7 protein-coding genes are annotated in these 13,474 nt (G+C 61.9%); all 7 read right to left on the bottom strand.

Features of this window, described 5'->3' with window-relative positions:
* Window positions 1-176: 176 nt before the first annotated feature.
* The 7 genes from mfd to BMY31_RS05840 all read right to left on the bottom strand — a co-directional run bounded on the left by mfd (window position 177) and on the right by BMY31_RS05840 (window position 13,452).
* The gene (mfd, locus tag BMY31_RS05815) at window positions 177-3,644 is read right to left on the bottom strand and encodes a transcription-repair coupling factor (RefSeq protein ID WP_091009076.1); all 3,468 of its coding nucleotides are present in this window, start codon (window positions 3,642-3,644) and stop codon (window positions 177-179) included.
* Between the two features lie 86 nt (window positions 3,645-3,730).
* On the bottom strand, window positions 3,731-3,859 hold the full coding sequence (locus BMY31_RS08935; protein ID WP_255375263.1) for a hypothetical protein: 129 nt from the start codon (window positions 3,857-3,859) through the stop codon (window positions 3,731-3,733).
* Between the two features lie 59 nt (window positions 3,860-3,918).
* Complete coding sequence (locus BMY31_RS05820) at window positions 3,919-7,233, bottom strand: 4-alpha-glucanotransferase (RefSeq protein ID WP_091009079.1); 3,315 nt, start codon at window positions 7,231-7,233, stop codon at window positions 3,919-3,921.
* 16 nt (window positions 7,234-7,249) lie between these two features.
* Window positions 7,250-8,722 (bottom strand): glycogen synthase GlgA, encoded by a 1,473-nt coding sequence (gene glgA, locus BMY31_RS05825; RefSeq protein WP_078687354.1) that lies wholly within the window; start codon window positions 8,720-8,722, stop codon window positions 7,250-7,252.
* A gap of 10 nt (window positions 8,723-8,732) precedes the next feature.
* On the bottom strand, window positions 8,733-9,827 hold the full coding sequence (gene glgD / locus BMY31_RS05830) for a glucose-1-phosphate adenylyltransferase subunit GlgD (protein ID WP_078687353.1): 1,095 nt from the start codon (window positions 9,825-9,827) through the stop codon (window positions 8,733-8,735).
* Window positions 9,828-9,829: 2 nt separating this feature from the next.
* Window positions 9,830-10,975, bottom strand: a complete 1,146-nt coding sequence (locus BMY31_RS05835; RefSeq protein WP_078687352.1) for a glucose-1-phosphate adenylyltransferase — start codon at window positions 10,973-10,975, stop codon at window positions 9,830-9,832.
* Between the two features lie 29 nt (window positions 10,976-11,004).
* Window positions 11,005-13,452 (bottom strand): glycogen/starch/alpha-glucan phosphorylase, encoded by a 2,448-nt coding sequence (locus BMY31_RS05840; protein ID WP_078687351.1) that lies wholly within the window; start codon window positions 13,450-13,452, stop codon window positions 11,005-11,007.
* Window positions 13,453-13,474 lie beyond the last annotated feature (22 nt).

A 13,474-nucleotide genomic window follows, 5' to 3' on the forward strand; every position in this document is an offset into this window, starting at 1 on the left:
ATCATATTATCATAGTCGTTATAGATGTTTCATACTAATTTTAATCGTCCTTTTTCGCCTGGAGTCAGAAGCTCCTGTCAAACAGGGGACGGGGGCAAGGGCACCTTTGCCCTCGCCCCCGCCTACGCGAAAGTCAATCTATATAGCCAAAGGGTCGTACGCCCAGTCAGACGCCCCTACTCCTCGCCCTCGTCGTCGCCGCCGACCTCCTCGAGGACGCCCAGCGCTGCGGGAAGGAGCTCCTCCTTGCCCGTGCGGAACGGATAGTTCATCTTCTTGGTCTTGGGATAGATGATCGCCCTGCGCTCCTTGAGCTTGAGTGCGGTGTCACGCGGGACCTCGATGTTGGCATACGTCAGGCGACCGTTTGCGAGCGACACCGACGTCACGCCCATGCGCTGGGCGCGGATGCGTATGCGCGCGCGGTCGAAGAGGTTCTTGCCCGCAAGCGGCAGTGCTCCGTACTTCTCTTCCAGCTCGACCTGGAGCGCGTCGACGTCCGACAGCTCCGTCGCGGCGGCCAGTTTGCGATACGCCAAGACGCGCTTGTCTACGTCGGGCAGGTACTCGTCGGCCAGATAGAAGTCGGCCGGCAGGTTAATCGTAACCTCGGGCAGCTCGACCTCGCCGGTCTCACCGCGGGCCTCGCTCACGGCCTGGCCCAGCATCTGCGTGAAGAGGTCAAAGCCGACGCTCGAGAGATTGCCGTGCTGCTCTGCGCCGACCAGCGAGCCGGCGCCGCGAATCTCGAGGTCGCGCATGGCGATGCGCATGCCGCTGCCCAGGTCCTGGTTCTCGTTGATCGCGATCAGGCGGTCGGTCGCCTCTTCGGTCAGGGGAATCTCGCCCGGGAACATGAAGTAGGCGTATGCCTGGGTGCGCCCACGGCCGACGCGGCCTTTGAGCTGATACAGCTGGGCCAGGCCCAGGCGCTGGGCGTCCTCGATGATGAGCGTGTTGGTGTGCGGGTTGTCGATGCCACTCTCGATGATGGTCGTCGCAACCAGGACGTCGATCTCGTGCTCCTGGAACTGGAGCATGACGTCCTCAACCTGCGCCGCGCTCATCTTTCCGTGGGCCACGCCGACGCGCGCCTCTGGCGCGGCCTCCTGCACTCGGTCGACGGCGTCCTGGATGGTAGTCACGCGGTTGCTCACGTAATACACCTGGCCCTCGCGCGACAGCTCGGTACGGATGGCGGTGGACACCACGTCGGGATCCCACTCGCCCACTGTCACCTTGACGGGCAAGCGCCCGGGCGGCGGAGTCAGGATGAGGCTCATGTCGCGCACACCGCTCATGGCCATCTGCATGGTGCGCGGGATGGGCGTGGCGGAGAGCGTCAGCACGTCAACCTGCTCGCGCATGTTCTTGAGCTGCTCCTTGTGCTGGACGCCGAAGCGCTGTTCCTCGTCGATGATGACGAGACCCAAATCATGCGGGTTTACGTCGGCAGACAGCAAGCGATGCGTGCCGATGAGCACGTCGACGTCACCCGAGGCAAAGCCTTCGAGCGCCTTGCGCTGCTGGGCCGGCGTGACGAAGCGTGAGAGCACCTTGACCGTCAGGTCAAAGGGCGTGAAGCGCGAGAAGAACGTCTCGTAATGCTGCTGGGCAAGAATGGTCGTGGGACAGAGCACCATGACCTGCTTGCAGTCCTGGCAGCACTTGAAGGCGGCACGCAGCGCAACCTCGGTCTTGCCAAAGCCGACGTCCCCGCACAGAAGGCGGTCCATGGGCTTGGAGGACTCCATGTCGGCCTTGATGTCTGCGATGGCCCCCTCCTGATCCGGGGTGACGGTGTACGGGAAGCTCGCCTCCATGTCCAGCTGGGCCGGGGTATCGAGGGCAAAGGCATGGCCGCTGACGGCGGAGCGCCTCGTGTAGAGGTCAACGAGGTCGAATGCGAGCTTCTTGGCAGACTTTCTGGCCTTGCCCGTAGCACGCGACCAGTCGGCGGTGTTCAGGCGAGTCAGGCGCGGGCTCGACCCGTCGGGGCCAACATAGCGCGTGATTCGGTCGACCTGCTCGAGCGGCACGAACAGCTTGTCGCCGCCCGCGTACTCAAGCAGGAAGTAGTCCCTCTGACGCCCGCCGACCTCCTGGCGTACGATCTGCGAGAACAGGGCGATGCCATGCGTCGCGTGCACGACGTAGTCACCCGGCTTGAAGGGGAAAGTCACGCTGGTGGGATCGATCTTGCGCACGCGGTGCTTGTGCTTCGCCATTCGCGCAGTCAGGTCCGAGACCGAAAACACCCCAAGGTGCGCCGAGGGAATCACGATGCCTGCGGGCACGGGAGCGTCGAAGAACGTCACCATGCCCCGGTCCAGGGGAACGGGCGTGCGGTTGGCCTCGGCGTCGGTCACGGGCTGTCGGTTCTCGACCGCCGCGGCAAGCGACTCCTTGATGGGAATGTTCTCGTCGGTGAAGGTAAGCTCAAGCGCTTCGCGGGCACCGCGATCGGGAACGGCAAACACCACCGAATCGTTCACGTTCACCAGTTGGCGCATTCTTCCCAGTAGCTTGCTGTCGGAGCCGGCAACGGCAGGCTGGCGAACCTCGATCTGCGCGGTCGTCGAGGACCCCGTGCGCTGGAGTGACGAGAAGGACAGGCGCTGCTGCTTGCCAAAGTCGAGCTCCCGAGGACTGGTAAACAGCCCTTCGGGGCGCACGTGATTGTTGCGCGCCATGGCCTGGATCTCGTCCGTAGCACGCATGCAGTCGTCAAACAGCGAGCGCGGCTCCGAGAGGACCACCAGGGCGTCCTTCGAGATGTGGTCAACGGGACTGGCGGAAGACCCGTAGAGCTCGACCAGGTACTTCTCGAGCGTGGGGTCGTCGGCCTGGGCCTCGATGAGCTCGAGGTCGGCAGCCACCTTCGAGTTATCCTGCGCGCGGTTGTAGAGCGCCTTGCGCGCGTTGGCCACCGTCTCAGAAGTCAGCGCGAGCTCGCGGCAGGGCAGAATGGTGACCGACTGTAGCTCACCGATGGTCTGCCCCGTCGAGGGCAGCATGCGACGAACACGGTCGACCTCGTCGCCAAAGAACTCGATGCGCACAGGCGCCGTCGCCTGGGCGGAAAACACGTCCACGGCGTCGCCGTGCGCGCAGAACGCGCCGGGTTCGTCGACCTCGCCGGCGCCGCCACGGTCGCTATAGCCCATGTTCACCAGGATGCGCGGGAGGTCGTCGGGTTCCATCTGGTCGCCCACGGCCACCGAGCAGGAGTCATAGTAGCCCGAGCCCACGGGTGGGACGCAACGGAGAAGGGCACGCGCACTCGAGACCACCAGGCACTTCTCGCCCGCGGCAAGACGCGACATGGCGTGGACGCGCGCGCCGACGACCGCGTCGTCGGCCTTGGTCGCGGACCAGGGCCAGTCGCGACGCTCGGGGTAGCGACATACGACGTCCATGCCTAGCCATGCCGCAAGGGCGCGGGCCGTGCGGTCAGCCGCCTCTTCTCCGGCGACGATGTAGAGACAGGCCCTGGGATCTTCCGCCCAAAGGGAGGCGAGCATGAGGGGCCGCGCGCTCTGAGCAATGCCCAGGGTCGCATCAGCGCCCGCACTCAGCTCGGCACGAAGCGGCTTGAGCTCCGGGGCGGACAGGAGCTGCTTGGAAACACGATTAATAAACATGGCCCCATTGTACAGGCGTGGCCCCACCCCTCTGAGGCAGACGAGGCCACGCCTCTAATTGACCATGCTCGCGCGAGTGGCGGCCGCTATAGATCGCGATAGGTGATCAGCCTAAGATCGTCCTGCGACTCGAGCCACTCCCCAATCTCAGGGTCGATGAGTGCGTCAACGTCCTTGGTCCTGTTGGCGGCCAGCCTGACCCACGCCACGGGCAAGCGCGACCGCCTGCCGGCCCTTTCCGTCCTCGCGCAGCGCCGCGTTGTTGTTGGTCCCCCTAATCGCCCGCACTTCGCCACCTGCCGCTCTCCCGCGCCAGTTCGTCCAGCATGTTAGTCGAAGCCGCCACGTCGTCATAGTCGGCACGCCAGCTCCAGTTGCCCTCAGCGACGCCGGGCACGTTCATGCGCGCCTCGTCGCCCAGCATGAGAACGTCCTGCAGCGCGAGCATCACGACGTCCGCTTCAGAGGCAAGGCAGCTGCGCGCAATCTTGGTCGCAAGGTCACGGGCTAGAAGGGCGGTCTCTCCATCGTCGGAGAAGAGGCCGAAGCGCTCGCGCGCCCACCCCAGCAGGGTTTGGGTGTCATGCGTAGAGGTGTAGACCAGCTTGTCAGGCTTGGGCTCATAGCCCTCGCGGACGTCGCCGTCGAAGAACTGGACAACGTCCATGCCGGGGAAGCCCGTCGTCGAGACGAGGGCGCGGACCGCCGGCGTAATGGTGCCCAAGTCCTCCGCGATGACCGGAAGAGGGCCGAACTTCTTGTACGCGCGCTGGAACAGATCGAGGCCGGGACCGAAGAACCAGGCCCCCTCCTTTGCGCTCGCGCCACCCGGAATCCTGTAGTACGATGAGAAGCCCAGGAAGTGGTCAAGGCGCACGTAGTCGTACAGCGAGAACGCACGCTCGAGGCGGCGCATCCACCACTGGTAGCCCGTCTCCTTCATGTGGCGCCAGTTGTAGGTGGGATTGCCCCACAGCTGCCCCTCCTGCGCGAAGGAGTCGGGCGGGCATCCCGCCACCTCGGCGGGATAGCCGTTCTGGTCAAGATAGAACAGCTCTGGATGCGCCCAGACGTCCGCCGAATCGGCCGAGACGTACATGGGCATGTCGCCGATGATCTTGACGCCGCGCTCGCGCGCGTACCCGCGCATCTCGTTCCACTGCTGCATGAACATGTACTGGAGCTCGACCTCGCGATTCACGGCATGAGAAAGCTCGGGGTCCCGCGCCAGCGCCGAGTCGTAGGTTCGGTACTCCTCTGGCCATTCCTGCCAGGGCTTTTCACCCAGCTTGCTCTTAATGGAGCGAAACACGGCGTAGGGAATGAGCCAGTCCTCGTTGTCCTCGACGAAGCGTCGGAGCTCTGGCGTTCCCTCGAACTTGGTGGAGAGGGTCGCATTGCCTTGCTCTAGACCCCACATGAGGTCCGTGTTGCCCGCAAAGGCGGAAAGGCCGGCATAGGGCGACCCGTACTCGTCCGTTGGGTTGACGGGCAGCATCTGCCAGTACGTCTGCCCGCCGCGATACAGGTAGTCAATGAACTTTCGCGCCGGCTCGCCCAGGGTACCGGGCTTTCCAGGGTTGTCCAGGTTGGGAATCGAGGTGATGTGCGCCAGCACGCCCATGCCACGCTGCATGGGGGCCTGCAGACGCTCCGGCTCGTGAAAGTAGAGCACCGAGGTGCCGAGCGGCCACAGGAATACTTCGACCTCGCCGTCCGCCACGCGGGGCGGCCTGCCGGAAACGATGTCGTCCACCCGCGTGGTAACCTGGGGTACGCGCACGTTGTACTGGTTCGCGAGGCTTGCGTTCGCGAGCACGCACACCTTGACGTCGCCCTTGCGGCGCCAGAAGCCAAACACATCGTCGTTGATGCTGAAGGGCTCGAAGTCACCGTCAACGAACACGGGTAGTGACTTCCTGACCGCGATGGCGTTACGGTAGGTCGCCAGACAGTCACGGTTCTCGTGGCCCCAGGGGAAGCTCGCGCGGCAATACGGATCGGCATAGCCCTCGAGCCCGGCCTCATCGCCATAGTAGACGCAGGGCACGCCCGGCATGGTCATCTGGATCAGGGCAGCAACCCATAGCCTGCTGATAGCGAGCCCACGGTGGCTGTCGTCCAGACGGTAATGGTAGCACTGCTCGTCGGTCATGTCCCCGGGCAGGGGCGCTCCACCCAGAACCGTGAACAGGCGCATCCGGTCGTGGCTGCCCAAAAGGTTAAGCTCGCTGTAGAAGGCCTCAGGCGGATAGTTCTCGTACAGAGACTCAAGCTCCTCGGCAAGGTCGGCGGCGGTACTCCGGTTGGTCAGGAAGAACTCCAAGGCATGGCGCAGGGGGTAGTTCATCGTGCCGTCAAGCTCACGCCCCAGGAAGTATTCCCTAAGCTTGCCATACGCTCGCTTGTTGCTCGCGTCCTCCCAGACCTCTCCGATTACGACCGCATCGCTTTTCTCGGCCAGTGCCGACGCCTTGATGTCGACGATGAACTCGTCGGTGAGCTCGTCAGCCACATCTAGACGCCAGCCGCGCGCGCCCAAGCGCAGCCACTTGCGCACAACGCCATCGCGCGCACATATGAGGTCTTGGAACCCGGGGCTGTCCTCGTTGGTCTCAGGCAGATCGTCCACGCCCCACCAGCTGGCATAGCTCCCGTCATCGCGGAAGTGGAACCAACTGCGATAGGGCGAGTGCTCGTTGCCCATGGCGCCGATGCCGCCGTAGTTGCCATACTTGTCGAAGTAGAGCGAGTCCGAGCCCACGTGGTTGAAGACGCCGTCGAGGATAATCGATATGCCGTGCCTGGCCGCCTCGTCGCACAGGCGGCTGAAGGCCTTTTCGTCGCCAAGCATAGGGTCGATCCGAAGGTAGTCGGCCGTGTCGTAGCGGTGGTTGGACGCCGCCTCGAAGATGGGGTTCAGGTAGACGGCAGTCACGCCCAGGCTCTCAAGGTATGGGAGCTTCTGGCGCACGCCGTCCAGCGAGCCTCCGTAGAAGTCCCATGCGGCGATGCGGCCCTCGGCCGTGCGCTCGTAGTGTGGATAGGTCGCCCAGTCGTCCACAAGGCGGCGCGCAGGACCCTTGCGCGGCTTCTCGAGCGCAGTCCGTGCACGGCCTTCCCAGTTGTCATCGCGAGCAAACCTGTCGGGAAATACCTGGTAGACAATGCCGTTCTTGTACCACTCCGGAAGGACCTCTCGCGTGCGCTCGTAAACGGTCAGCTGGAACGAAGGCGGCTCCCCAAAGGCAAACTCGCCCTCGCCGCACGAATGGTCCGCAGCGGCACCATAGCGCCAGACCGAACCGTCCGACGCGATGATCTGGAAGCTGTACCACACGATCTCGGGCTTCGAGGGAGAGAAGCTCGCCTCAAAGCGCATGGGCGTATCGGGACCTGCATCTTCCCCCTGCCCGACGAACGCCATGTCGAGCAGTTCCTCGCCCCTATCATCAACCCAAAGACGCAGCTTGACCTGCACGTTCGGGTCATCCCAGACGTCGATGCGAATCAAAACGGCGCCGCCCACCTGGACGGCGCCAAAAGGATCCCTGTACTGACGGTCTGAGGTAACGTGCTTTGCTCTCACGTCGCACCTCTTTGTCCTATCGAGCGAGCTCCGGGTGAAGCCCGTAGTACATGTCCAGGTAGTCGTCGGCCGCACGACTCCAGCTGAAGTCGGTCTCCATGGCCTGCTTCTGAATCCTCTTCCAGGCTTTCTTGTCAGTCCAGAAGACCTCGCAGGCATCCAGGAGGACGTTGGCCATCTCGTCGGCATTCATGTTCGCGAAGCGGAAGCCCGTGCCCTCGCCGGTGTACTGGTTGTACGGGATGACGCTGTCCTGCAGGCCACCCGTCTCACGAACGACCGGAAGGGTGCCGTAGCGCATTGCAATCATCTGCGACAGGCCGCACGGTTCGAACTCGGACGGCATCAGCAGGATGTCGCCGCCCGCATACATGCGATGCGAAAGTGCGTTGTCGAAGGCGATCTTCGCGCACATCTGGTCGCCGTATGCCCAGTCGAAGTACTTGAAGGCGTCCTCCTGGTCCTTGTCGCCCGTGCCCAGAACGGCAATCTGGACGCCACGCTCCATCAGGCGGTTCATTGCGTAGCGAACCAGGCCAAGTCCCTTCTGGTTGGTCAGGCGGCCAATCATGACGACCAGGGGCTTCTCGGCATCAACAGCCAGGCCGAGCTCCCTCTGGAGGGCCTCCTTGCACTTGGCCTTGTTCTTCATCTTCCCCGGCTCGTAGTTAGCTTCGATCATCGAATCGGTCGCAGGATTCCACGCGTCGACATCGATGCCGTTGAGAATGCCGCGCAGGCTCGAGCTCCTACGACGGAAGATACCGTCCATTCCCTCGCCGTAGAAGGGCATCTGCAACTCGCTGGCATAGCTCGGGCTGACGGTCGAGATGGCGTCCGAATAGAGAAGGGCACCCTGCATGTAGTTGACGGACGTCGCGTCACAGTACAGCTGCCCGGCAGCCGTCGGGTTGTCCGCAAGGCCCAAGATGTCGTTGAGGACCTTATCGCCGAACTGTCCCTGGAATTTCACGTTGTGCACGGTAAAGATGGTCTTCACGTTGCGGCATGCCGCGGAGCCCTGGTAGAACTCGCGCAGGAACACCGGAGCCATGGCGCACTGCCAGTCGTTGCATTCCAGCACGTCCACCTGAAGCTCAGGCAGATACTGGATTGCCTCGCAGATTGCCTTCGAAAAGAACGCGTAGCGTTCACCGTCATCGAAGTAGCCGTATACGCCGTCGCGCTTGAAGTATCCCTCGTTGTCGACAAAGTAGAAGTTGACGCCTTGGTAGGTGAGCTTCTCGATTCCACAGTAGACGCTCCTCCAGGCGAGGGGAACGTAGAACTCTGCAACGTGCTTCATCTGCTCCTGGTACTCCTGAGGGATGATGGAGTACTTGGGCATGATCACCGAGACGTCCGCCCCCTCATGGTTGAGCGCACGGGGGAGCGAGCCCGCAACGTCGCCCAAGCCACCCGTCTTCACGAACGGGACGGCCTCGGCCGAAGCGAAAAGTACTTTGATCTTTCTGCCTTGGACTGCCATAGTTCTATCCCTACTCCGTAGGCTTCTCCTTGACGTACGGGGCCTCAGACGTGCCCTTGATCTCGGTGCCGGCAGGCACCTCGTTGTTGCGGTCAACGATGGCGTTCTCGACACGGGCGCCGCTCCTCACGATGCAGGATTGCATCACAATGGAGTTGTTCACGACGGCACCCGGCTCGATCACGACGCCACGACCAAGGATGGAGTTGGTGACGGTGCCGTAGATGCGGCAGCTACCGGAGATGCGGGAGTTGGCGACGTGCGAGCCAAGCTCGAACTTCGCGGGGGCGTTGTCGTGATTCTTGGTCCTGATCGCGCGACCCTCGGGAAAAACCTTGGAAGCGACCGCCGGATCGAGCAGGTCCATGTTGGACTTGAAATAGGTGTCCTTGTTGAAGATGCCCTCGGCGTAGCCGTCGAAGTCGCAGGTCCTGACATCGACGCGATCGTAGTCGGCGGCCATGGCCTCGAACAGGTCGAGGTAGTCGGTCTGCTGGTACCAATCGAGCAGCTGGAGCAGGAACTCGCGGCCCATGACGAAGCAGTCGAGGAAGCCCGTGTCGCCAGGCTCCACACCGTGTTTCACGCCCTTCACGCGGTCGCCCTCGCACGTAAAGCCCGTGATGTCGACGTCCTTGCGCGTAGCCTGCTGCGTGAGGACCGTAATGTCGGCACCGGTTGCACGATGAGCGGCGATCAGGTCGTCGTAGTCCATGTTGTAGACGAAGTTCGCAGACGAAAGCAGCACCAGGTCACAGGTACCGCGCTCAAGGAAGACCCTGTTGTGCTCAAGGTCGCGCAGGAGGAAGCGCGAACCCGTACGCGAGGTTCCGAATGCGGAGCCGGGCAGGATGAACAGGCCGCCCTGCTTGCGGCTCAGGTCCCAGTCACGACCAGAGCCAATGTGGTCGATGAGCGAGCGGTAGTTGTACGGCATGACCATCCCGATGGTATGAATGCCGCAGTTCACCATATTCGAGAGTGCAAGGTCGACAAGGCGATAGCGTCCCATGAACGGCACAGATGCCGCGGGACGTGACTCGGAGAGTGCGCTCGGATACTTAGTGGAATAGTTGGCAGTGATGATCCCCAGGAGCTTATCCATGGCTACTCCCCCTTCCCGACAACGACGTCATTGCCAATGACCGCCGTGTCCTTCGTCTGGTCGATGCTTCCGAGAACGACGTCGTCCTCGACCGTGGAGTTCTCACCCAGGATGGCGCGAACAACGTGCGCGCCCGCCTTGACGGTCGCTCCGGGGAGAAGGACGGAGTCCTCTACGACAGCACCCTCACCGACAAAGGCAGAGGTGGAGATGATGGAGTGAACGGCACGACCGTAGATGCTGCTTCCGTTTCCGACGAGGCAGTCCTCAACCGAACCGTTGGGACCGACGTACGCGGGAGGGTTAGTGTTCGCGTTGCTCATGATAGGAGCGCCAGTGTCGTACAGGTCAAAGTCGGGATTGGCGCCAAGCAGGTCCATGCTGGTCTGGTGGTAGGAGGCAATGGTGCCCACGTCGCGCCAGAAGCCGTTGTACTCGTACGTGTACAGGCGTTTGCCGTCAGCAAGCAGCTTGGGAATGACGTCGTTGCCAAAGTCATGCTCGGAGGTCTGATCGATGGCGTCAGCCTTCAGGGTCTCAACCAGAAGCTTCGCATCAAAGATGTAGATGCCCATGGAGGCAAGGTTAGAGTCGGGCTTGTTGGGCTTCTCGGTGAACTTCACGATGCGTTCGTCGTCATCCTGCGTAATGATGCCGAAGCGCGAAGCCTCCTCCCAAGGCACCGGCATGACGGCGACGGTCAGGTCGGCCTTGTGACGCTTGTGGTTTGCAAGCATCTTCTGGTAGTCCATGTTGTAGAGCTGGTCGCCCGAAAGGATCAGCACGTACTCAGGGTCGAACTGCTCAATGTAGCCAATGTTCTGCGTAACCGCGTCCGCCGTGCCCTCATACCAGACGCCGCCGGTCTGCGTCGCATACGGCGGAAGGATCGAGACGCCTCCGTCGCTCTGGTCCATGTTCCACGCGGCGCCCGTTCCGATGTACGAGTGAAGAAGGTACGGACGATACTGCGTCAGGACGCCAACGGTGTCGATTCCCGAGTTGGCGCAGTTGGACAATGCAAAGTCAACGATGCGGTACTTGCCGCCGAAGGATACGGCAGGCTTCGCGACCTCCTTGGTAAGGACGCCAAGTCTGCTGCCCTGGCCACCGGCAAGAAGCATCGCGATGCACTCCTTCTTGCTCATGTATAACTCCCCCTTATCTCTTCTATCCCCTAGGCATCAATGTGCCAAATATCACGAGCGTATTCGCGGATCGTCCTGTCGCTCGAGAAGTAACCCGAGCGAGCCGTGTTGTGAATCGCGGCCTTGTTCCAAGCACGACGATCGCCATATGCCTGAGCCAGCTCGTCCCAGGCATCGACGTACGAGTAAAAGTCCTTCAGAACGAGGTCGTGGTCGTTGCTGATGGACAGCTCGTCGCGAATGCTCTCGAAATTACCCGAAAGGTGCGCCAACGTTCCGTCGGTCAGTTCATCGATGATGCGACCCAGACGGATGCGGTCGTTGTTGTAAAGGTCCCACGCCCAGTAGTTGCCGGCAGCCCTCAGGGCGTCGACCTCCTCTGTGCGTAGGCCGAAGATTTTAATGTTGTCCTGACCCACGAGATCGCAGATTTCCACGTTAGCACCATCGTAGGTGCCAAGCGTTATCGCGCCGTTCATCATGAGCTTCATGTTGGACGTGCCAGAGGCCTCAGACCCCGCCCAGGAAATCTGCTCCGAAATGTCCGTGGCGGGGTAAATCAGCTGCGCACTCGAGACGGCGAAGTTGGGAACGAAGGCAACGCGAATCTTGTCGTTCACGCGAGGGTCGCCGTTGACGACCTCGGCAACGGAATTGATGAGGCGGATGACCTCCTTGGCAAAGGTATAGCTCTGGGCCGCCTTGCCCGAGAAGATGAAGGCCGTCGGACGGGGGCTGAAGCTCGAGTCGCTCAGAATGCGATTGTACAGGTCCAGAATCTTGAAGACGTTCAGCAACTGGCGCTTGTATGCGTGGAAGCGCTTCACCTGAACGTCGAAGACCATGCTCGTGTCGAGCTGCGTGCCGGTGGCCTCGAAGATGTACTTGGCCAGGCGCTCCTTGCTCCAGCGCCGCGCCTTCTCGAACTCCTCTTGGAACGAGGGGTCGTCCTCGTACTTCTCGAGCTGGCTAAGCTGGTTTGCGTCTGCAAGCCACCCCTCACCGATGGCGTCGCAGATGAGCTTCGCGTACTTGGGGTTCGCGTTGCCCAGGAAGCGACGGTGAGAAATGCCGTTTGTCTTATTGTTGAACAGATCGGGACGAAGCTCGTAGAACTCGTGAAGCGTGCTTGCCTTCAGAATGCCCGTGTGGAGCTCCGACACTCCGTTGACGGAGTGGGCGAAGATGACCGAGAGGTTTGCCATGCGCACCTGGCCGTCCCAGAGGATGGCCGTCTTCGAGAGCACGTTTGCCCAACCCTCGACGTCGTGGGGGAGCGTGTCGCGATAGCGACGGTCAATCTCCTCGATGAACATGTACAGGCGCGGCAGCAGGTGGCGGAAGACCTCGATAGGCCACTTCTCCAGAGCCTCGGGCATTACGGTGTGATTGGTGTACGAAATCGTCTTGCGTGCGACGTTGAACGCGGTGTCGAAGTCGACGCGCTTCTCGTCCACGAGGATGCGCATGAGCTCGGGGCCACACATGGCAGGGTGAGTGTCATTGGTGTGAACGCTCACGTGATCGCCCAGGTGCTCCCAGAGCTTCTCGCCGTAGCGCTTGCCGAACTTCTTCTCGTACGTGCGAAGGATTGTCTGGAGGCCCGCAGAGACAAACAGGTACTCCTGCTTGAGACGCAGAACACGACCGTGCTCGCCCGCGTCGTTGGGATACAGGATCTGCGAGATTGCCTCGACGTCGGAGCGGAACTTCATGGCCTTGGCGTAGTCGCCGGAGTTGAACGCATCGAGGTCGAAGTCCTCCGTCGCAGGCTCGGCACTCCACAGGCGAAGCGTGTTCACTTTCTTGGCACCGTAACCCAAGATGGGCACGTCGTAGGGAACGGCCTTTACCTTCTCGCCGCCCTCCTGGGTGAACCAGAAGCGCTCGCCGTCCTGGTGTCTAACGACCTGGCCGCCAAACTGAACGACTACGGCGCTCTCGTTCTTGCGCGTCTCCCAGGGGAAGCCGTGCTCGAGCCAATTGTCCACCATCTCGACCTGGCGTCCGCCCTCGATCTCCTGCCTGAACAGGCCGTAGCGATAGCGCATGCCGTTGCCGTTGCCGTTGATGCCCAAAGCTGCCATGGAATCCATGAAGCAGGCGGCGAGGCGACCGAGGCCTCCGTTGCCCAGACCGGGGTCGGCCTCGCAGGCGACGAGCTCCTCAAGCGGCGTCCCAAGCTGCTCGCAGCCCGCCTTGACGATGTCCCTGACGCCAAAGTTCAGAAGGTAGTTGTCCAGCAGCGGGCCGATGAGGAACTCAAGCGAGAAGTAGTAGACCTGCTTCTCGTCATTCTCGCCGTCGACCTTGGCGTTTCTTGCTTTTCCCGCAATTAGGCTCGCAAGAGCGTAGTATCGCTCGAAGTCGTTCAGCTCGTCATACGTCTTTGAGAAGATGCTTTCGCACTCCTCGCAAAACTGTGTCTTGAAATCCGTTGCATCCTTGAAGACCTGGGGCTTGTTGTCCGTGTTCATTTCAATCCTCATTCATTCCCCG

The sequence above is a fragment of the Parafannyhessea umbonata genome (assembly GCF_900111255.1).
Classification (GTDB): Bacteria; Actinomycetota; Coriobacteriia; order Coriobacteriales; family Atopobiaceae; genus Olsenella_J; species Olsenella_J umbonata_A.